Annotated in this window: 18 protein-coding genes; 9 read left to right on the top strand and 9 right to left on the bottom strand. The window is 42.0% G+C overall.

What is annotated here, in order from left to right; genetic code table 11:
• Positions 1–47: 47 nt before the first annotated feature.
• The 5 genes from ACRZ9O_RS07005 to ACRZ9O_RS06985 are packed head-to-tail and all read right to left on the bottom strand — an operon-like array spanning position 48 to position 4004.
• Entirely contained in the window at positions 48–338 is a 291-nt protein-coding gene (locus ACRZ9O_RS07005; protein WP_459457703.1) for a cell division protein ZapA, read from the bottom strand.
• Positions 335–664, bottom strand: a complete 330-nt coding sequence (locus ACRZ9O_RS07000) for a ubiquitin family protein (protein WP_459457701.1) — start codon at positions 662–664, stop codon at positions 335–337. The genes ACRZ9O_RS07005 and ACRZ9O_RS07000 overlap by 4 nt, the downstream gene beginning before the upstream one ends.
• Entirely contained in the window at positions 661–2154 is a 1494-nt protein-coding gene (locus ACRZ9O_RS06995) for a lipopolysaccharide biosynthesis protein (protein ID WP_459457699.1), read from the bottom strand. The genes ACRZ9O_RS07000 and ACRZ9O_RS06995 overlap by 4 nt, the downstream gene beginning before the upstream one ends.
• Before the next feature lie 34 nt (positions 2155–2188).
• Positions 2189–2941 (bottom strand): LytR/AlgR family response regulator transcription factor, encoded by a 753-nt coding sequence (locus ACRZ9O_RS06990; protein WP_459457697.1) that lies wholly within the window; start codon positions 2939–2941, stop codon positions 2189–2191.
• Between the two features lies 1 nt (position 2942).
• Entirely contained in the window at positions 2943–4004 is a 1062-nt protein-coding gene (locus ACRZ9O_RS06985; protein WP_459457695.1) for a sensor histidine kinase, read from the bottom strand.
• Positions 4005–4112: 108 nt separating this feature from the next.
• Here ACRZ9O_RS06985 and ACRZ9O_RS06980 point away from each other — a divergent pair, with 108 nt between their 5' ends.
• Positions 4113–5942, top strand: a complete 1830-nt coding sequence (locus ACRZ9O_RS06980) for a family 16 glycoside hydrolase (protein WP_459457693.1) — start codon at positions 4113–4115, stop codon at positions 5940–5942.
• Positions 5943–5944: 2 nt separating this feature from the next.
• A complete protein-coding gene (locus ACRZ9O_RS06975) occupies positions 5945–7786 on the top strand; it encodes a hypothetical protein (protein WP_459457691.1) in 1842 nt (613 codons plus the stop codon).
• Between the two features lie 54 nt (positions 7787–7840).
• On the opposite strand, the gene ACRZ9O_RS06970 is transcribed toward ACRZ9O_RS06975, so the two are convergent.
• The gene (locus tag ACRZ9O_RS06970; RefSeq protein WP_459457689.1) at positions 7841–8218 is read right to left on the bottom strand and encodes a DUF1573 domain-containing protein; all 378 of its coding nucleotides are present in this window, start codon (positions 8216–8218) and stop codon (positions 7841–7843) included.
• Between the two features lie 133 nt (positions 8219–8351).
• Here ACRZ9O_RS06970 and ACRZ9O_RS06965 point away from each other — a divergent pair, with 133 nt between their 5' ends.
• Genes ACRZ9O_RS06965 through nuoK form a run of 4 tightly spaced genes read left to right on the top strand, consistent with a single transcriptional unit; the run spans position 8352 to position 12237 of the window.
• Positions 8352–10763 (top strand): alpha-ketoacid dehydrogenase subunit alpha/beta, encoded by a 2412-nt coding sequence (locus ACRZ9O_RS06965; protein ID WP_459457687.1) that lies wholly within the window; start codon positions 8352–8354, stop codon positions 10761–10763.
• A gap of 1 nt (position 10764) precedes the next feature.
• Positions 10765–11436 carry a 4Fe-4S binding protein gene (locus tag ACRZ9O_RS06960; RefSeq protein ID WP_459457686.1) on the top strand — a complete coding sequence of 224 codons (672 nt, stop codon included), beginning with the start codon at positions 10765–10767 and terminating at the stop codon, positions 11434–11436.
• A complete protein-coding gene (locus ACRZ9O_RS06955; RefSeq protein ID WP_459457684.1) occupies positions 11433–11939 on the top strand; it encodes an NADH-quinone oxidoreductase subunit J family protein in 507 nt (168 codons plus the stop codon). Before ACRZ9O_RS06960 ends, ACRZ9O_RS06955 begins: the two co-directional genes overlap by 4 nt.
• Complete coding sequence (gene nuoK / locus ACRZ9O_RS06950; protein ID WP_459457682.1) at positions 11932–12237, top strand: NADH-quinone oxidoreductase subunit NuoK; 306 nt, start codon at positions 11932–11934, stop codon at positions 12235–12237. The genes ACRZ9O_RS06955 and nuoK overlap by 8 nt, the downstream gene beginning before the upstream one ends.
• Here nuoK and uvrC read toward each other — a convergent pair.
• The 3 genes from uvrC to porW form a co-directional block, all read right to left on the bottom strand.
• Positions 12234–14036, bottom strand: a complete 1803-nt coding sequence (uvrC, locus tag ACRZ9O_RS06945; protein WP_459457680.1) for an excinuclease ABC subunit UvrC — start codon at positions 14034–14036, stop codon at positions 12234–12236. The two genes, nuoK and uvrC, sit on opposite strands and share 4 nt — an antisense overlap.
• Before the next feature lie 459 nt (positions 14037–14495).
• A complete protein-coding gene (locus ACRZ9O_RS06940; RefSeq protein ID WP_459457678.1) occupies positions 14496–16817 on the bottom strand; it encodes a penicillin-binding protein 1A in 2322 nt (773 codons plus the stop codon).
• Complete coding sequence (gene porW, locus ACRZ9O_RS06935) at positions 16814–18865, bottom strand: type IX secretion system periplasmic lipoprotein PorW/SprE (protein WP_459457676.1); 2052 nt, start codon at positions 18863–18865, stop codon at positions 16814–16816. The genes ACRZ9O_RS06940 and porW overlap by 4 nt, the downstream gene beginning before the upstream one ends.
• 68 nt (positions 18866–18933) lie before the next feature.
• Here porW and ACRZ9O_RS06930 point away from each other — a divergent pair, with 68 nt between their 5' ends.
• The 3 genes from ACRZ9O_RS06930 to rodA are packed head-to-tail and all read left to right on the top strand — an operon-like array spanning position 18934 to position 22315.
• Positions 18934–19119, top strand: a complete 186-nt coding sequence (locus tag ACRZ9O_RS06930; protein WP_459457674.1) for an AtpZ/AtpI family protein — start codon at positions 18934–18936, stop codon at positions 19117–19119.
• Positions 19120–19172: 53 nt separating this feature from the next.
• On the top strand, positions 19173–21029 hold the full coding sequence (locus ACRZ9O_RS06925) for a penicillin-binding transpeptidase domain-containing protein (protein ID WP_459457672.1): 1857 nt from the start codon (positions 19173–19175) through the stop codon (positions 21027–21029).
• Positions 21026–22315, top strand: a complete 1290-nt coding sequence (gene rodA / locus ACRZ9O_RS06920) for a rod shape-determining protein RodA (protein WP_459457670.1) — start codon at positions 21026–21028, stop codon at positions 22313–22315. The genes ACRZ9O_RS06925 and rodA overlap by 4 nt, the downstream gene beginning before the upstream one ends.
• The last annotated feature ends 1 nt before the right edge of the window (position 22316 follow it).

Raw genomic sequence — 22316 nt, 5'->3', positions numbered from 1 at the left:
TGTGTGTTTATACATTAGTTCCCTGAAAAATCGAAATAAAAGTAAAATTATACCGTGAACTCGGCCGCTAGAGATAACAATTCGCTATTTTCTTCCAGCACGTCGGCCTGGAGTGAATTGTGTTCTGCGTCAAATTTCAAACCACACATGGCTAAATCGAGTGCCACCATCGCCATCACGGCTGCGGGATCTGAACTATTTGTTTGTTGTTCGTAATAACGAACAAGTTTGTTCACTAATGATGCTGCATTTCGTACGTAAGCCTCCTCTCCCGGACTAACCTTCAAGGCAATACTTTGTATGCCTACAATTAGATTACAAGGGATTTTAGGATTCATGGATTGCGTAATTGGTCAATGCAATGATCTATTTTTGTAATATATTCTTCTAACTTTTGTTTCAACTCAGCGGTGGGAACTGCTGTGTTATCTGTACTAGCTACAATTTTAGCGAAATTATCTGATTTTTTAAAGTTTTTCTCCAATTCTTTTAGGCGTCTTTGGGATTTAGCAAGCTCCTCTGATTTAACGGCCAGTTTTTGCTGGAGATCTTCGAGTTCAGCCTGTTTTTGTACCAGAGTACCTTGAAATTCGTGTAAACGCGCCACCATCCCGCTGATCTTCAGCTTGAGGTTTAGGTATTGCATTTTTAGTTCACTTTTCATTTCAAGGCTAAGCTAGGTTTTCCGTTTTTCCAGGAGAATTCTTTGAAAATAATATAGGCCAAAATACAAATAAATCCGATGTTTTGGCTGATGAGTAATGGAATTTGTATGCTCGCAAGTATGGGTCCTGACTTTATGGCTATAACTCCTAAACTGATGTATACGATAGCAGCCATCCAGCGGTAGGGTGCGGGATCGTATTTTTGGCCACCTGCATAACACAATAAGGTCATCACGATGGCTGAAGTTAAGAAGGAATACGCACAGGCCATGTAGCCATAAACGGGGATAAATAGGACATTGCCTACCAAGGTCACCGCCAGACCAGTCACGGTAATTACCGTTCCCATGTACGTTCTATTCGTCTTTTTGAACCAAACAGACTGCGTATAATAAACCCCTAAAAATAAGTTCGCAAGTAACAAAACGGGTACCACCTCAATGCCTTCCCAATAGATAGACTGGCGCAAAAATAAGCCTTGTATCCAGAATAAATTCGAACTCACTCCCACCCACAAGATCAGACAAACGATCACAAACCAATGATTCACTAAGGCTAAATTGGACTGAGAATTCTCGGCAGATTTAGAGCCTAAGAAGAAGGGTTCTGCCGCATACTTGAATGCCTGGATCGCTAAACTCATAAACACGGAGAGCTTGTAGCAATTACCATATATGCCAAGTGCATCTTCAGAAGTCCTTCCCGAATAAAACCCATCGGGTAAAAATTCTTCTAATAGAAGTCGGTCAAACATTAAGTTAAACATCGCTGCTAGACTCATGAACATAATGGGGTAGGAATAGACCCATAATTTCTTCAATTCAGGGCCATCCCAAGTCCACTTGAAATCAGCAAAAGAAGAACGCAACCAATAAAAGAGACTGGCATTTGCCAGTAAATTCGCTAAGAAAATATAACCGGCGCCTATGCTTGGAAAATAGAGATTCTGCAAAAATGCGGGCCCCCAATGACCTTCGTGCATCGGCTTCAAAAGGGATAAAAAGAACAGATTCAATCCCACATTAATCAAAATGGAGACGATTTTTGCCTTGACGAATAATTGAATTTTACGTTCCAGTCTTAAACGCGCGAAAGGGATTGCTGTCACGGCATCGATAGCTAAAATCAAAGCTAACCAGCGCATAAACTGTCCTTTTCCTTCATAGCCTAATTGAGCCATCAAGGGGTCTGCAAAGATGAATAATCCGATGGTAAATACGCCTGATGTCAGGATGATGGCCGTTAGTATGATATTGTAATAGCGTTCAGGAGCCTCTTTTGCGTACCGGAAATAGGCCGTTTCCATCCCGTAGGTGTAGAGAATATTGGCGATGGCTACGTAACCATACAATTTTACATTAACGCCTAAGGCAGCCGGCATAAAGGCGGCGGTGTGTATGAAAACCAATAAAAAATTTAGGGAGCGCCCCAGGATGGTACTGAATCCGTAGGAAAGGGTTTCGCCAGCTAATTTTTTAAGAATGGACATGCGTGAATGTTCGGTCAATTCTCAAAGTTACAATTTATTGCTTTTGATAGCCGATGATTTGGTAAAAATGCTCAGAATAACTTTCGCTGATTGGAATGTGGTTCTCGCCTATTTTGATTTTTTGGCTGCGAATAGACTCCATCTTGCTGAGTGAAACGATGAAAGATTTATGCACTCGAATAAAATCGGTGGACGGTAATTTTTCCTCGATAGATTTCATTGTCATACGACAGACTACCGGGAATTTTTGGGTTCTTAGGTGGATTTTAATATAATCTTTTAAACCCTCGATGTAGAGGATATCTTCCAGCATAATCTTCATTAACGAATAATCTGCATGAATGAAAATGAATTCTAGTTTAGGCGCTTCCGCTGGTTTATGTGAAATTTGTTTACTCTTGTAATAGTCTAGCGCTTTGTGACTTGCCTTTAAGAAACGCTCGAAATTGATCGGTTTAAGGACATAATCAATCACGTCTAAGTTAAATCCATCCAAGGCATATTGTTGGTAGGCGGTCACGAAAATGACCATGGGTTTTGTTGTCAAACTCTCTAGAAATTGGAGCCCCGTCATGCCAGGCATTTGGATATCGAGAAATAACAAATCTACCGGATTGTTCTCTAAGTATTCTACCGCCTCCATCGCATTGCGGCAACGTTTTACGAGTTGCAAAAAGGGGACTTTGGAGATATTATCTTCGACTAAGTCTAATGCCAAACTCTCGTCATCCACCGCCATACACTTCAAAATGGTACCCGGGATTTCCACTAGATTTTCTTCTGACATGTTAGCTGTGTTGAATAGTAAGTGTAATGGTAAAATCTGAACCCGAATCCATGACATCCAACTGGTGATTCGTTGGGTACAATAATTCTAATCGGCGCTTTACATTCGCGAGACCGATTCCCGAACTCTCATCTTTCGTCTCATTCATCGTAGTACCTTTCTTATTCGCTACTCTGAAATAAAGTTCAGTGGCACTGTCTTTTAATTCGATGTCGATCGTTGGATTCTCAATAAATCCAACCCCATGCTTGAAAGCGTTTTCCACAAATGGAATCAGTAACATAGGCTCGATATGGCTTGTTTTGGGACCTAATTCATGTGCGAAGTTGATCTTTATATCATCGCCAAACCGAATCTTTTGCAAATCAATATAACTTTCTAGGTATACTAATTCCTTGCTGATCGGAACAATGGAATCATTCGTCTCATAGATCATGTAACGCATCAATTCGGATAATTTAACCACCACCGGCTCCACCATTTCGGGCTTTCGGCGAGATAAGGAAACCACGCTGTTCAACACGTTAAACATGAAATGCGGACTGATCTGTGAGCGCAAAAAAGAGAGCTCAGATTTCAAACGCTCATTCTCCTGTTCTTTGACCTGCTCATCTTCCTTCATTCGATCAGAAATCAATCGATACGAAGTTCCAATGGCCGCGTAAAACAACAATTGAAAAATCATTCGCATCAAAGCTCCTCTTCGTGGACCACCTCCGCCTCCTTGGCTATCTGGATGAATGAAATGGGTATAAAACCAGTGGAATACCTCCTCGTGAATCCAAAGCATTAATAAAATAGCTCCAATCAGGGTAAGGAGGTAGATAATAACTCCTTTAGCTCGTAATAATTTAGGTAATAGTACTTCGGTATTTATGTAAAAGAAGGGGATATTAATGACCGTAAAACTAGTCATATAGAAGATCCAAAAATAAGAACGGCGAATCTCTTCCGGGTTATTGGAATTTGTATTCGGCCCTAACAGAATCGGAAGCGCAATCAGGAAAGCCCAAAAAAACAGGTGCAATAACAGGTTCCTGAATGTAGACGTCTTATTTATCATGGGTTTATTTTTGCTTTTTTTATTCAGCGAATTCAAATTAAGAGAATCTTCCTTATATTTCAATTAAATTTTCTACCACCATCCTGAATGTGCCGATGAATTGGCCAAATGATTTTCGGTAGATTGGATCAAACCTACCTATTAACCATGAAGAAATTCCTATTTTCGATGCTGCTCGTCACGCCCATTTGCGCTTGGGCTCAGCAATCGATTCCCTTCACAGATTTGTCCGCCTTTGATCAGCCCAGCAAGAACTGGACGATTGAGCAGGCCGTTAATTCCACTTATTCAGATACATTATTTCAGGTTAGTCCTGGAAAAGGGGTCTTATTAAATACGCTTAGAAGCGGCAAATACCATCGAACAGATGATTTGAAAACTAAAATGCAGCACGGAGATATTCGTCTTTTAGTGGATTTTATGTTGCCTAAAAGAATGAATTCAGGCATTTATTTGCAAGGCCGCTATGAGGTGCAATTATATGATTCCTGGGGTAAGAAAACTGTAAAATACGATGATTGTGGTGGTATTTACGAACGTTGGGATGATAGTCGCGGTAAGGATAACGAAGGATATGAGGGCTATGCGCCACGCCAAAACGCCAGCAAAGCACCCGGTCTTTGGCAGACACTTGAAATCGATTTTCAAGCCCCTCGCTTCGATGCGAATGGCAAAAAAATTGCCAATGCAATCTTTAAAAAGGTGACCCTAAACGGTTTAGTGGTTCAAGAAAATATCGAAGTGTCAGGCATGACTCGCGGGGCGATATTCGATAAGGAAGCGCCTTTTGGCCCTATCCTAATCCAAGGCGATCACGGCCCAGTGGCCTTTCGCAATCTGCGTTACGAGACCTACGAAAAACCAACGGCTTCACTAGGGGAAGTGTCCTACGATTATTACACAGGCAAATTTACCGACCCCATCATCCCTTCAACGAAGCCCGTTTCATCTGGTAAAATCCCTGCCTTAACTTATCGAGTAATTCCAGTGAACAATGACTATTTGATTCATTACAAAGCGGAATTAACGATTCCCGAGGATGATACATACGAATTTCAAACCTATTGGACAGGTTCTGGAGAATTGAAAATTGACGGAAAGATCCTAAATCAAGGGGCACATTGGTTCAATGAAATGGTAACCACTTCAACGTTCTTAAAAGCTGGAAAGCATCAATTCGAGATTGTTCATATCAAAGATTTCCCTTGGGGTCCTAAGGCTTTGGGATTGAACGTGAAACGTATCGGAGCTCGACTAGTTTCACTTCACGAGAGAACGTCGTTAGTAGATCCGGATGCGGTAGGTCTAATCGAGGTGAAGGCAAATGCTGAAACGGTATTGCAACGTTCATTTGCTTTTCATCAAGGAAAGAAAAAGACGCACGTGATTCACGTAGGTGATCCAGCGGGATTGCATTACAGTTACGACTTAAAACAGGGAGCGATTCTTCAGGTTTGGCGTGGTAAATTTCTAGATGCCACCCAAATGTGGGATAACCGTGGCGAACCACAGACTTCTGAACCATTAGGTTTAACCGTCGTTCAGGATGGTAAATTTCCTTTGGTTTTAGCGCATCAAGCACAACCTGATTCAACGGATTTGGTTTTTAAGGGATATCGCTTAGAGGCTGGACGCCCCGTATTTATGTATGAATGGCCAGCAGCGAAATTACGTCTTGAAGATCGCATTCTGCCAGCTGGAAATGGTTTAAAACGCACCTTAACCTTGATCGGAGCGAGTCCGCCAAAAAGTGATGTAGAAGTAGTTTTAGCCAATGGACATCACCTTTCTATGTTGCAGAATGGCCTTGCATCAATTCCAGGTAACTTTATTGAATGGAAAGGTGCCACTGCTGAATTATTGAAAATAGCTTCCGGTGCACAACAGATTCGTGTGCCTTTTTCTGGAGCACAATTCACTTATGACTTGATTTGGTAACGATGAAAAAATATACAGCCTTTGTTTTATTGTTTGCAGTCGTGCTAGGCGCTTTTGCACAAACAAAACCGACTTCTAAAAAGGAGCAAGAATATTACGAAATTAAGACCCTTCCCATCCCCAAAGAGATCTATTTAGAGGTGGGTGGTCTAGCTACCATGCCAGATGGCCGTTTAGCGGTAAGTACGCGGAGAGGAGAGATTTGGATCGTGGAAAACCCCTATCAAAAATCGAGTCACCAAACTTATTTCCGTCGTTTTGCCAGTGGTTTGCACGAGGTGTTAGGCCTTGCCTACAAAGATGGGGCGTTTTATTGCTCACAACGCGGCGAGTTGACGAAGATTTCGGATACGGATCGCGATGGCGTGGCGGATTTATATGAGCCTATTTACCAGTTTGATCTCTCTGGAAATTACCACGAATATACCTATGGTCCCGTGATCGATAAGAATGGGGATATGTGGGTGAGTTTGAATTTAGCGTGGGTGGGTTTTGGAGAAGGTAAGTTTGCCAAATGGCGCGGCTGGTTCGTTAAAATCTCTCCAGATGGGAAAATGGAACCTTTTGCTGGTGGTTTACGCTCTCCAGCAGGTTATAGTTTTAACGAGGAGGGAGACCTTTTTTATGGAGAGAATCAAGGTGATTGGGTAGGTTCTGGTAGAGTAACCCACCTAACAAAGGGCGACTTTGCAGGGAACCCAGGAGGTCTCAAATGGGCTAAAGAACCGAATAGTCCGCTGAAATTAAGCCTAGAAGAGATTCAAGATAATGGTTCACCTATGTTTGAGGCGGCTAAGAAAAATCCCAAAATAAAATTGCCAGCCGTTTGGTTTCCGCATGCGATTATGGGGATTTCCACTTCAGACATTTTGCAGGATACTACAAAGGGCAAGTTTAGCCCATTCCCTGGCCAGTATTTCGTGGCAGATCAAGGTCAGTCCAAAGTGATGCGTATGGGTCTTGAGAAAGTAAATGGCGTCTACCAAGGATTTGCAATCAACTACCGCGAAGGGTTTCAGTCGGGTATTTTACGCGAACGCTTTGGTTTAGATGGAAGTATGTTTGTAGGAATGACCTCTCGCGGTTGGGGAAGTACGGGTAAGGACGATTTTGGGTTACAGCGTTTATTTTGGAATGGAATTATGCCATTTGAAATCGACATGATTAAAGCGAAATCAGATGGATTCGAGTTTAGCTTCACGCAGCCAGTGGACGTGAATTCAGTGAAGAAAGCCGCTTCTTATGCGATTCGCTCCTATATCTACAAATACCAACACCAATACGGTTCGCCAATTATCGAGCTAAAGGACTTAAAAATAAAGGGGTTAGAAGTGTCAGCTGATCGCAAGAAGGTACGCATCTCGATCGATGGCATTCGGCAATTCTTCATTCATGAATTTACTTTGAAAGGGGTATTGAATGAGAAAGGGGAGCCTTTATTGCACGAAACGGCTTATTATACTTTAAATGAGATTCCGGCGGGGCCTGCTTTAGTAGCTGCGGCACCTCAGGATCAAATTTTCACGAAGGTAACAGAAGTGAGGGTTGTTAAAAATTCGATGGGTTATGAATTAGGCATCGCTGGTCTATTGAAGAAACATACCTGCTCCGCTTGCCATGCGAAAGACAGTAAATTAATTGGCCCTGCCTTCACCGAAATAGCCAAGCGCAATTATTCAAATCAGAAGATTTTAGAGTTAGTGTACAAACCTAATCCGCAAAATTGGCCTGATTATGCCACCGAAATGGCGCCTATGAGCCATGTGCCCAAGGCGGATGTGCTTAAGATAGCAGGCTGGATTAATGGCTTGCGGGAAACAGAAGGTCTTAAGAACCGCGACTAATAAAAAAAGCTCTCTGCGATAAACAGAGAGCTTTTTTTTAGAAACTCGTGAAATTTATTTCTTCGAAGAAACGTTACCTTGAATCGCTAAAATGATTTGAGAAACCTGTCCGTTATTCATAACGGTTACCGTTTTGTTGAAGTTTCCTGGGCGACCCGCTGAGTTATACGAAGCGGTTACTTTACCTGTTTTACCTGGCATAACCGGCTCTCTAGTCCATTCTGGAGTAGTACATCCGCAAGATGGTTGCACGTTAGAAATAACAACTGGAGTTTTTCCTGTGTTCGTAAATTCAAAGCTATATGTGGCAACAGTTCCTTCTTTGATCGTTCCAAAATCGTGCTTCTCTTGTTTGAATTTTAAAGCTCCTTGCGCATTCGATGCGAAAGCAAAGCCTAAAACAAGCGCAAATAGGGCGATTATTTTTTTCATAACTTATTTTTTTATTGTTTTATTACGTTTCAAATCTATAAACAATAATAGATTTCTGCAAGTTTCTTGTCTGTATTCTCTTTGGACGCAGAGGATTTTGTTGTATTTTTACGTGTTTAATAACACCAAGCATTTGAATCCAGTCACTTTCTCAAATCCTAACCTTTTGTTCGATCCTACCCAGGTGCTCGATGACTATCGATTAGCGGTAATTAGCCGTGCGTGTAGTCTTTTAGTGCGTAAAGAGGTATTTTCAGGTCGAGCAAAATTTGGTATTTACGGGGATGGAAAGGAGCTTTGCCAAATTGCTTTAGCGCGCTCCATGCGCCCCGGAGACTATATTTCGGGTTACTATAGAGATCAAACCATTGGCGCTGCCATCGGAGATCTAACTTGGGCTCAGTATTTTGCCCAATTATACGGACATCCTGATATACAATTTGACCCACATTCTGGCGGTCGACAGATGAATAACCACCACGCGACGCGCTGGTTAGATGAAGACGGGAAATGGTTAGATCAAACTTCTCGATATAATACGGTGGCGGGAATTTCGTCCACAGCTGGCCAAATACCCCGCGCTTTAGGCATTGCCTATGCCTCTAAAATGTACCGTGAAAGAGCTGATTTAAAAGAGCATGAGGCGCTATTCTCTAAGCAAGGCCAAGAAGTTTGCTTTACCACCATCGGCGACGCTTCCACTTCTGAGGGGATGTTTTTAGAATGTATCAATGCAGCAGGTGTATTACAGATTCCGATCGTCTTTTCGGTCTGGGATGATGGCTACGGTATCTCGGTGCCCATAGAATTTCAAACGACAAAATCTTCCATTTCAAAGGCTTTAGCTGGTTATCAGCGCAACGAGCAGGAGAAAGGTTTAGAAATAATCCAGGTGAAAGCTTGGGATTACCCTGGTTTAGTGGCTGCTTATCAAAAGGCAGCGGAATTAGCACGTAAGGACTTTGTTCCTTGCCTAGTTCATGTGGTAGAATGTACGCAACCACAAGGTCACTCAGCTTCGGGTTCGCACGAACGTTATAAGTCGGCTGAACGTTTGGCTTGGGAATTAGAGGCGGATTGTAATGTGTTGTTCCGTCAATGGATATTAGATCAAAAAATAGCGTCAGAAGAGCAATTAAAAGCCATCGACGAGGAGGCCACTGTTTTAGCGCGTAAGTACCAAAAAGAAGCTTTTGCTGCCTACATGGCCTCTGTTGAAGTAGATAAAAAAGGGTTTTTGCGTATCGCAAAGAACCTATTGGAATCTACGAATGAGCCTAGTTTATTGCAGCCCATCATTGATGAATTGAATGCGCTACCCTATCCTATTTTTAGTGATTTAGTTCGTGCGGGACGTAAGACTTTGCGTGCCTTCCGATTTTACCAAGGGCCAGCCGTTAAATTGCTGCGCAAGTGGTTAGATGACCTCGAAAAATTAAATCGCAGACGCTTTAGCTCACATCAAACAAGTGAGTCAGATGAATCTCCTTTGTTAATTCAAGGAATACGACCTACCTATGAAAAAGAACCTGCTTTAGTCGATGGTAGAGAGATCTTGAATAAGGCATTTTCGCAGTTTTTAACCGATCCGCGTGTATTTATTTTAGGGGAAGATGTAGGAAAAATAGGGGATGTGAACCAAACCTTAGCTGGATTACAAGATATTTATGGACCGCTAAAAGTAACCGATACCGGTATTCGAGAGGTGAGTATAGTGGGTCAAGGAATTGGGGCAGCCATGCGTGGTTTGAAGCCTATCGTAGAGATTCAATATTTGGATTATATATTTTATCCCTTCCCGATTCTTTCGGATGATTGGGCCTGTTTACATTACCGTACCGCAGGAGGCCAAAAAGCACCTATGATTTTGCGTACCAGAGGACATCGTTTAGAAGGCATTTGGCATTCAGGAAGTCCTATGGCCGTTTTAATCAATGGATTACGAGGCGTTCATTTCTGCGTACCACGGAATATGACCCAAGCAGCGGGTATGTACCGAACTTTGTTAAAAGGGGATGATCCCGGTATTGTGATTGAATGTTTGAACGGATATCGCTTGAAAGAGCCGATGCCGTCTAATTTAGACGAGATGGAGGTACCTCTTGGTATTCCTGAAATCTTGCGTGAAGGAACGGATATTACGGTGGTAACCTATGGTTCGATGTGTCGAATTGTGATGGAGGCGGCTGAAACCTTAGCGGGATTAGGTATATCGGTGGAAGTCATTGATGCCCAAACTTTATTGCCTTTTGATCGCCATCACAGCATCTTGGCCTCGATTCAAAAGACCCATCGGGTCATCTTTGCAGATGAGGATATGCCGGGTGGCGCATCAGCTTATATGATGCAGGAGGTTTTAGATAAGCAAGGGGCATTCACTTGGTTAGAGAGTCCAGCGGTTTGTATCGCGGCGACTGCTCATCGACCTGCTTACAGCTCAGATGGGGATTACTTCTCCAAGCCGAATACCGAAAATGTCGTGGATACGGTGTATGAAATTATGCGCGAATCCGATCCATCTACGTATCCAGCCATCTATTTTTAACATGAAACCCTACTTTCAGGCTATTTGGGATGGAATTCAAAGCACTCGAAAAGGGATGGCTTTAACGTGGAAACATGCCTGGGCGGCAAGAAATCAGCGTAGCATCCAAAATGTCCAAGATCCTGATTATTTTAATCAAAAAGCAGGTATTGTCACTTTGCAATATCCGGAGCAGCAAATCCCCACACCCGTTAACGGACGCTATCAATTACATAACGAGATGGACGATTGCATCGTCTGTGATAAGTGTGTCAAGGTTTGTCCAGTGGATTGCATTGAGATCGATCCCATCAAAGCAACGGGCCTGGTAGGAACAACCTCTGATGGTTCACCTATTCGTCTGTATGCGGCTAAGTTCGATATTGATATGTCCAAATGCTGCTTCTGCGGCCTTTGCACCACGGTTTGTCCGACGGAATGTTTGACGATGACTTCGGAATACGATTTCTCGGTCTTCGATGTGAAGGAACATAATTTTGAATTCGCGAATTTGACGCCAGAGCAAGCTGCTGAAAAACGTGCGCTGTATGAGCAATTCGTGGCGGAAAAAGAGGCGTTAAAAGAAGCAGCAAAATCGGCAGAACCAGCTATTGAGCCGACGGTAGAAAAACCAACAGCTAAACCCGCTTTCAAACCTAGCTTCAAACCCAAGCCTAAACCAGACGCAAAATGAGCACGCTTGTAATTGCTTTCTTGGTATTAGCCTTATTGACGTGCGGAAGCGCGCTGTCGATGTTGTGGACGAAGAATTTGTTGCACGCGGCTTTGGCGATGTTCTTAACCATGCTCGGCTTAGCCGGATTGTATGTCTTAGCCTATGCGGACGTCTTAGCGGTTGCCCATTTATTAGTCTATGTGGGAGGGGTGCTAATCCTGATTCTATTCGGGATTATGTTAACAAATCAAACTGATCCAGCCACCGGGAAGAATCATTTGATGACGCGGGAATCGAGTCGATTGTTGCCCATATCCATTGGATTGTCCTTTTTCTTAGGCCTTTTTTGGTTATTCACGAAAGGACCTTGGGTGAATAATTTGCCTGTAACCGGTGAGTCTAAATTGCGGGAAGTAGGTCTAGGTTTATTGACCGAGTATGCCTTTCCGTTCGAATTAGCAGGTGTATTTTTATTGATTGCCTTAATTGGTGCCACCTTTGTTGCGAAGAGCCATGACTGATATTCCGGTTATCTATTTCTTGTGGGTGTCTGCGTTTTTGTTTGCGACGGGTTTAGCAATCTTGTTGTTGAAGAAGAATACGATTTTTGTGTTGATGGGAATCGAATTGATTTTGAATGCTGCCAACTTGAATTTAGTTGCCTTTTCGAAAAATGACCCGTCATTGCAGGGTTTGTATCTGAGTATTTTCGTGTTAGTCGTGGGTGTGTGCGAGATGGCGATTGCCTTAGCGATTGTATTGCAAGTATATCGAAACTACCGCGCGATCGAAGTGGATCAGTTCAAATCAGAATACTAGAGGTTTTCTAATTGCTTTTTGAATTTGAGGGCTTTCATTTTGCCTAGGACTTTGGCCAAATCCTCTTCCGACGCCTCCTTCAGCTGCGCCACCGTCCCAAAAGCTTTCAACAACTTCGCAGCCGTTAACTTTCCAATGCCATCCATTGTCTCTAATTGAGACACGATGAAATTCTTGCTTCGCTTATTTCTGTGCGCCGTAATCCCGAACCGGTGAGCCTCATCCCGCAACTGCTGAATGAGTTTAAGCGACTCCGATTTCTTATCTATATAAAGAGGCAAGCTGTCTTCGGGGAAATAAATCTCTTCTAAGCGTTTCGCGATGCCGATAATGGGAATTTGGCCGTACAATCCGATCGCTTTCAAGGCGTCGCAAGCGGAACTCAACTGCCCTTTTCCTCCATCGACGATGATTAGATTAGGTAATTCAGCCTCTTCTTCTAAAAGTCGCGTATACCGACGGGTAATTACTTCATACATCGTGGCAAAGTCGTCTGGACCTTCGACCGTTTTAGGGGTAAACGTACGGTAATCCTTTTTCGACGGCAACGAATTTTTGAAACACACCATCGCAGAGACCGGATTGGTACCTTGCAAGTTCGAGTTATCGAAACATTCAATGTGTTTAGGTAAGTCGTTTAGACGCAAATCGTTTTTTAATTTGATCATCACGCGCATTTTGCGATCGCCGCCACTTTCTTCTGCTGCCTTGCGGTCTGCTTTTTCCTTTCTGAAGTATAAGACGTTCTTCAGCGACATATCCAATAGCTTCCGTTTATCGCCTTGACTTGGTAATGTATTTTTCGCGCCCTCGAATTCAATCGACATGGGGATGTTGGTGATAATTTCTTTGGCCTTACTCTGAAATTGATCGCGTTTCTCCCAAATCAGCATTGTCAACAACTCCGCTTCCTCTTCTTCTAATTTCTTTTTCACCTCCCAGGTCTGCGACTGTAAAATCGTCCCATTGATGACCTTCATAAAGTTAATATAGGCCAAAGATTCGTCCGATACCATCGAAAACACATCCACATCGTGGATCGACGGATTCACCACGGTCGACTTCGCCTGGAAGTTCTCTAATAGTTGCCATTTCTCTTTCCATTCCTGGGCCTGCTCGAAGGCCATTCGAGTGGAGGCCTCCTGCATTTGGGAAATAAGGAAACTCTTTGCCTTCTGGTAATTCCCTTTCAAAATTTGCGACACCTGATCGATGTAATCCATATAGCGAACCTCTTGCTCCAAACCCTCGCAAGGGCCTTTGCAATTCCCAATGTGGTATTCCAAGCAAACCTTGTATTTTCCCGCCTCCACATTCGACTCCTTCAGGTTCAGCGCACAGGTCCTGAGTGGATACAGCTGATGCAGCATCTCGAGCAAGGCATTCATTAATTTTGGATTCGCGTAAGGCCCAAAAAACGTCCCCAAGGAATGATTAATTCTTCGCTCCGTAATCAAGCGCGGAAAACGCTCTCGAGTTAAACAAATAAAGGGATAGGTCTTGTCGTCTCTTAATAGGATATTATATTTCGGTTGAAACTGCTTAATTAAGGTATTCTCTAAAAGCAAGGCATCGAATTCCGAATGAACAATCGTGAATTCCAAATTCCGAATCTGTGCTACCAGGCGCCTTGTCTTATTGTCCTTGCTTTTCGTATTCGTGAAATACGAGCTAACCCTATTTTTTAAATTCTTCGCCTTACCTATATAGATAATCGTACCGCTTTCGTCAAAATAGCGATAAACCCCCGGATCTTCGGGTAAAGTAGGAAGGATAAGCTTTGGGTCAAAGGTGGACATAGGTCAAAATTAAACAAAAAAATCTTCATTGCATTTTTTGTAATAATCCAAGTTAGACCTTTACAGAAACGGAAGTAATGTGGGATAGGATGACGAAAATCTAATCTACCTATAAGTGTATTTTGAAGACTAACCCAATATCAAAAGCCTACATAAATAGGTATCCTCAGGCCTAATTCGTGGTTTTAAAATTTAAAGTAAAAAAAAGCTTGCATAGCTTTTGAGTAATGGACATATTTAGATGTATGTCATAGCACAGCATAGTTAAAGCGAGTCTTTAATTTCCATCTAAAAAATGGGCAAATGTTGTACTATTTGAATATTTGTTTGACATTTAAACCTATGAAAATTTAAAATCATCATCAAACTGTAAAGAAAGGAGGCCAGCTAGTTTAGAAAAATAGTTACTTGTTGAACGTCCACCCATCAAGGGGTCAGGAAAATAGAGATAGTTTTACATTATTCCGGTATAGCTGTTGCTGTTGAATTGATTAGGGTAGAATCCCCACCGATACCTCCTACACAGCTAAAGTCAAATGCGATGTTCTCAGGCTTAATAAAGGGCATTTTTTGGTATCCATCTAGTGCAAGAGATTTGTCCTCATAGACCTTTTCCATAAATTTAGTGAAGGCTGGCATGGCCATTTTAGCTCCTTGACCTAATTGAATATTTCGGAAGTGAATACTTCTGTCATCTCCACCTACCCATACTCCCGTTACTAACTTTTGAGTGATCCCCATAAACCAACCATCTGAGAAGTTTGAGGTGGTACCCGTTTTAGCTCCTATTTCATTTCCAGCTGCTATTGAACTTCGGTTAAGGCCTTCTGCCGTTCCCCCGGGTTCACGGACTGCACCTTGCAACATAAAGGTCATCAAATAGGCAGTCTCTGGCTTCATGACTGCTTTAGCTGTTGGAGAGAATTCACGCAACACAACTCCATTCTTATCGGTAATTTTTAGGATGATGATGGGGTCGATTTTTTCTCCTCCATTTGCGAAAGTACTATAAGCAGATACCTGTTCAAATACAGATACTTCTGAGGTACCTAAGCAGAGTGAAGGGCCTTCATAAAGCGAACTGGTAATACCTGCTTTGTGCGCAAAATCAGCAATCTTACTCGCGCCCATCGCCTTCATTAATTTAGCTGAAATTGTGTTAATGGAGCGCCCCATTGCCCTGCGAAGCGTTAAATTCTCGTAGCTGTATTTGCCATCTGAATTTTGCGGAGTCCACGTGTCATTCGTTAGTCCATCCTCTGTCCCAAATGTAACCGGTTCATCAACATACTTGTCACAGGGTGTAGCTATTTCATTTTCAATGGCAGCGCCATAAACAAAAGGCTTGAAGGTAGAACCCGGTTGACGCTTACTTTGGGAAATATGATCATATTTAAAGTACTTATAATTGATTCCTCCGATCCAGGCTTTGACGTGACCATTTGTGGGGTCCATCGACATCATTCCAATATTCAGAATTCGTTTGTAATAACGCATCGAATCGAGTGGACTTAACGTAGTATCAATGTCTCCATGATATGAAAATACAGTCATTTTAATCGGGCGCTTTAATTCTTCCCAAACCCGCATCTCATCATTATTGTAGGCTTCCATCAAATCGCGGTAACGCTGTGTACGTTTCATCGCTGTTGAAATAAAGCCTTTCAGCTCTTGCATTTTCTCATTTACCCAAGGGTTTCTGCCTGCCCAATGTTGATTAAAAGCGATTTGCTCCGCTTTCATGTGTTCTTGTACCGCATCTTGAGCATATTTTTGCATCCTCGAGTCAATACTCGTGTGAATACGTAAGCCGCTCGTATATAGGTTTAATTGCTGATCTTCTGGACGGTCTTTATTGATTTCTTGAAGGATACTTAGAATCTCTTTACGAATCGATTCGCGTAAATAGGGTGCTGCCCCCGTATTTTGGTTCTCGACTTTGTAACGCAGATTCAAAGGGTCAGCCTTCATCTTTTCGGCATCCTCTTCCGTTAGGAACTCGTATTTAGCTAGTTGGCCTAAAACGGTATTTCGGCGAGCAAGTGTCCGCTCCGGTCTGATACGTGGATCATAGAGGGAAGGATTTTGTAGTAAACCGATTAAGGTAGCTGCTTCTGGGTAGGTAATTGTTTGGACATTTTTTTGGAAATAGGTCCGGCAGGCCACCTGTATTCCATAGGCATTATTCCCAAAACTCACCTCATTCAGATACATCGCTAAGATTTCTTGCTTCGTATATCTACGCTCTAATTTGATAGCTAAAATCCATTCTTTGATTTTTGCAATCGCCGTTTTTAAACCACCCACCTTCATTAATAAACCCATATAAATAGGGTCATCTTCTCCGTATTCTAATGAACGCGTATGGAATAAATTCTTCGCTAATTGCTGGGATATGGTACTTCCTCCTCCAGATGTACCAAATGAAAATAATACGCGCGCCATGGAACGCACATCAATACCCGAGTGGTTAATGAATCGAGCATCTTCGGTAGCCATTAGCGTATTGATAAGGATGGGTGAAAGTTCTTCAAATTCAACAGGATTCCTATTTTCCCGAAAGTACTTGCCTATTTCTTCTCCATCTTCAGAGATTAAAAGGGAGGCTTCTTGGCTTTTAGGATTTTCTAACTCCTGAAGGCTAGGCATGCCTCCGAATAACCAAAGAAAATTATAATTTACAGAAGTAATAAATAGGATGGCAAATAGGAAAGTGCCGCCAAAAATTTTGTAGGCTAAACCAATTTTATTCACCTTATTTTCTTGCTTAAATTCCATCATTTATTCATCAACTTTAGCATTTCAGTTGCCTCCTTCAAAAGGGGACTTGTAGGGAAGGAAATAACAAATTCTTCCAATAGGCGCTTAGATTCTGTTATTTCGTGCATACCCGCTTTAGATAACGCCATTAAAAATACGATTTTATCTTCCAATTTACTACCTGGATAATTTTGTTGAATTAAGAGACAGTTGTCAAAAGTGGAGCTAAACTCTTTTTCTTTGAAACGTTCATATGCCTCCTCATATTTTTTCTGAGCTTGCATTTCTTTGTTTTCAGACAAGGAACCATTCTCTAATTTGAGTATCATGGTTTTAAAATAGGAACTCGGATATCGCTCAAACAAAGTAGATCGATAGCTGGCTTTTATTGCTCCTTCATTACTTAAATACAAAATATAAAGAGCCTCTGCTTCATAGCCTGTGCTCGGGAATTCTGTTAATAATCGCTTTAATGCAGCATTAGCTAACTCATTTTCTGCTAATTCCAATCTAGCAAGTTTACCTAATTTATAAAGAGACTCCTCTATTATTTTAGCAGCTTTTGCCTTGTCTGTAGCACTTGTTGGAATGGCTTTTAGCCAATTTTCCTCCGCTTTATCTTTCGAAACAACATTTTTAGTAAGGTTTTTTTCAGTGGAACGATTTACTTCACTTGACAGGCTTAAACTGACGTTCTTGTTTCTACGATTCCAAAAATCTTCTAAAGTTCGATTACCCCAGCGATTACTAAATTCGATACTTCCCTGAATGCGAGCTTGCACATTGTTAAAGTAAAAATTTTGTTGATCCGTACTAGAGGGGCGTCGGGTGAAAACAGGGATTATTTTGACGGGCGCATTGGTCACCTTTGTACTCGTATCTTTTTGTTGTTTTAAAAAAATCGAATGCAAGTCAGCTGGGCTAAGTTTTGAAATTCGAAGTAAGGAATCCTGCAAGTTGATTTGATTAGATAGTGTGGAAAAAGTACCCCAGGATTTTTTTAATTTTTGCGCTTTTGCATAATCGGGATGGTTGCTAGAAAGGTAGGTAGCAGCACTATCATAGTAATGCGCAGCCAGATCGTAGTCTTTCATTTGCTTCGCAAAGAGACCCCCTAATTGAAAATAGAGCTCTCCTTTATTTGGATTGTTTTCTCCCCCTTTTTCCCAGTTCTCTTTTGCCTTTTTATAGTCTTTTTTAGCGTAATAATATTGCCCAATTTTCACATAGATAAAGGATAGATTATCCTCATGTTTGGGATCTTTTATCATGTCTTGTAAGGCCGTTATATTGCCCTCTAGTTGATGAATAGCTAAGCTGGCCTGCAGTTGTAAATCGTAGCTTGGTTTGTTAATTAGGGTAGTTTTATAGCTTTCCAAAGCTAAACTGGGTTGATTATTGTCTGAAAATAATTGACCCATAATAAACGAAATGCGCGCTTTTTCATCTCCCTTCTTCAGGTATTTTGATGCTTCTTGAAGAAGGGCTACGGCTTTTATGGGCTCATTTAAGAGTTGAAAAGAATAAGCCTTCAAGAGTAAGAATTGCTTTCTTTCATTTGAATTCAGAGGGTTCTCACTGATAAATTCTTCTATTTTTTCTGCGGCACTAAATTCGCGTTGCTGCAAATAGATTTCATATAAGGCGAGTAAAGCCGCGGGTCTAATTTCAAGCGAATTAACATATTTATAGGTTTCAATCGCATTTTTTAGGTCGTATTGGTACAAACGACCTTTCCCAATTAACAGGTAGGCATCTACAATAAAATGGGAATTCTGATGGCGATCGATGACGAGAGACGCTTTGCGAATTAATTCTTTACTATCTTTCTCGTTGCGTTGTTTAAAGCTTGAATCCAGAGGAATAATAATGGGTAACGTCGAGTTATAACTCTCTTTTCGTTCTGAGAATTGTTTTTTTTGCAATTCCTTGTCTAATCTAGAGGCTTGCCAAATAGCATTGTACTTTGCATTCACATTGTGAAAGGTAACAGCCATAGGCTTGTTGCTATATTGAGAACAAGACCAGGTGCTGAGGACTAGAAATAATAAGACGAGAAGCCTTTGCATACGATTCAAAGAAACAATTTTCAAATTTACGATTTATCTTCCCGAAAATTGGATAATTTTAGTTGAATATGAATTCTTATCAAAAATTCTTGGGTGCCGCTTTTCAGATGCTTGTCACCATTTTACTTGGGGTGTTTTTGGGACGGTATTTAGACGGCTACTTTTTTACAGTTAAACCGTGGTTTACGATTCTATTCTCGTTAGGATCGATTGCTTTCGCCCTTTTAGCGCTCATTAAAAGTCTTCCCAAATAGGACTCGCAGAAGCCCAGATAATTCTGTATTTTTGTCATTAAAATCTAATTCAATTGTTTACTCAGCGGCGAAATCTCATCTTCTTGTTCTTCGGTATCGTGGGGGCCTTATTCATTGGGAAACTATTTTTCCTCCAGGTGATCGATGACACCTATGAAAAGGCGGCCGACAATAACGCGATTCGCAAGATTATTCAGATTCCTTTCCGGGGTGAAGTCTATGACCGTTTTGGGAAATTAATTGTCTATAATACACCGGTATACGATTTGTATATGATTCCGCGCAAAGCCGTGGTGAAGGATACGAATCATTTTTGCCGAGTTTTTCGGGTTACGAAAGAATATTTCATTAAAACAACCCAGCGTGCTCGCGCCTATTCGCGGGTGAAACCAAGTCTGTTTTTGAAACATTTATCCAAAGAAGACTTTGCCAGTGTACAAGATGCGATGGTCGATTTCCCGGGTTTCTTTTTTGAAACAATTGCCTTCCGCACTTACCAATCTCATTCATTTTCAAATGCCTTGGGCTATGTAGCAGAAATTAGTCCTACTGCTCTTTTAGATCAAAAGGACGATTATTACCGCCAAGGTGACTATGTCGGAATCTCCGGAATTGAATCCTTTTATGAAGAAACACTGCGAGGTCAACGCGGGGTGAAATACCGGATGGTGAACAGCAATGGGGTGGAAAAAGGGGATTATAAAAATGGTTCATTAAATATCAATCCGGTCTCAGGGAATAACTTATACACTTCCATTGATCTCGCGATTCAAGAATATGCAGATAGTTTGATGCAGCATAAGGTGGGAAGTTTAGTGGCGATTGAACCTTCGACAGGGGAAATTTTGGCGATGGTTTCCGCGCCGTCTTACGATGCGAGTCAATTAACGGGAAATAATTTCTCCAAATATTACCAGCAGCTTGCCTTGGATCCAATGAAGCCTTTGCTGAACCGTCCTCCTTCTGCCTATTACCGCCCGGGTTCCACTTTTAAATTAGTGCAAGCACTCGTGGGCCAACAATTGGGATTTATTGGGCCCGGTACGGTGTTTTCTCACGCAGGTGCCCCAGTGAAGTGCCATGGCCACGGACCAGTGGATTTGCGCGGTGCGATTCGGGTTTCGTGTAACCCGTATTTCTACCACGCGTTCCGTAAGATGATTTACGATAATACGACAGGTGATACCTATGAACGATCCGCTAAAGGCTTGCAACGCTGGGCTGATTTAGTAGCTAACTTTGGATTTGGACGTAAACTAGGAGTGGATTTAGGAAATGAGAAGAAGGGGATATTACCGAATGTGGAATATTATAATTCCGTTTACAAAGGAGAAAAAATGTGGAAGTTCTCGAATATTTATTCGATTAGTATTGGGGAAGGGGAGATAGTCGTAAGCCCACTAAAAATGGCGAATCTCGCGGCAATCATCGCTAACAGAGGTTGGTATATTCCGCCGCATGTTGTAAAAGGAGTTGGACTTCAGAAATCGATTGATCCCTTCTATAAGACGCCTGTAAAAGTAGGGGTGGACGCTAAATATTTCAATGTGGTCATCGACGGAATGGAAGATGCCGTGACGCATGGAACGGTTGAGGCGGATGGTCGAATTCCGGATATTAAGATGGTGGGGAAAACGGGTACTTCTCAAAACCAAAAAGGCAAAGATCATTCAATCTTCATCGCGTTTGCTCCACGCGATAATCCGAAAATTGCGATTGCGGTCTTTGTGGAGAATGCGGGTTTTGGGGGATCAGCCGCGGCACCGATTGCCTCGCTTGTGGTAGAAAAATACTTGAAGCGCAAGGTAGATCGCAAAGCTGTAGAGACTAAGTTTATGAATATGAATTACCTGCCTAATGTGTATAGCGTAACGCGCAAAAAGGCAGCCCCAGATTCTACCAAAAAATGACAGATTCAAATCACATACAAGGCCGTATTGACTGGATCACCGTGGGATTCTATGTCTTATTTGTGGGTATGGGCTGGTTGAATATCTATTCGGCAGTCTATAGTCCAGATGCACCATTAGCCTTTTCTGATTCTGCTTTTTATGATTCTAATGCGGGGAAACAGTTGGTTTGGATAGGGACGAGTTTTGTGTTGATCATCTGCATTTTAGTGATTGATTTTCGTTTTTTCGAATCATTCGCGCTGTTTATTTACCTTGGCTTATTGCTTTTGCTAATTACGGTGCCTTTTTTAGGAGTCACCATCAATGGCTCTCACTCCTGGTTCAAATTTGGGTCTGTGACGATTCAGCCAGCAGAGTTTGCGAAAACGGCCACGGCTCTCTTGCTCGCTAAATACCTGAATGATCCGCTCGTTAATTTGAGTAAATTCCCCTTTCAGTGGAAAGCAGCACTTATTATTAGTATTCCGATGCTATTAATCATAGGCTCGAATGAAACGGGTTCCGCCTTGGTGTTCGCCTCCTTTTTGATTCTATTATACCGGGAAGGATTGCCAGGTGTATATCCAGCCCTGTTTATTGGCGGGATCGTCTTATTCGTCTCTGCTTTACTGGTGCCAGCGTGGATAATTTTACTCGCATTGGTGATTTTAGCGGGGCTTCTAGTCTTATTTATGCCTATTTACATGCAACGGGATCCGAAGACCTATTTGCGACTATCGGGTGCGATTGCCGTAATTATGACACTGGCTTTGCTAGTGGATTGGGTAGTGAATAATGTCTTAAAAGAGCACCAAAGAAATAGAATTCGTGTCTTAATAGACCCCGGTTTTGATCCCCGTGGATTAGGTTACCAAGTGACACAATCGAAGATTGCGATTGGATCTGGAGGCTTTTGGGGAAAAGGTTTTCTGGGCGGAACGCAGACCAAGTTTGATTTTGTACCGGAACAAAGTACCGATATGGTTTTCTGCACGATTGGAGAGGAGCATGGTTTTGTGGGAGTGATGTTGATGATTATTTGTTTCTTGGGATTTCTTTGGCGATTGATGTATTTAGCGGACTTACAGCGCTCACGGTTTGCCCGGGCTTATGGTTTTGGATTAGTAGGAATTCTGTTTTTTCACTTTTTAGTTAATATAGGGATGACTATCGGCTTGATGCCCATTATGGGGATTCCTTTACCCTTCTTTTCGTATGGTGGATCGTCTCTTTGGTCATTCACTATTTTGTTATTTATTTTTTTAAAATTAGACTCTCACCGGTCAGATATGCTTTCTCGCTAAT

This window comes from Aquirufa sp. HETE-40SA (genome assembly GCF_054558635.1).
This window is presented reverse-complemented; position numbering and strand designations above follow the sequence as displayed.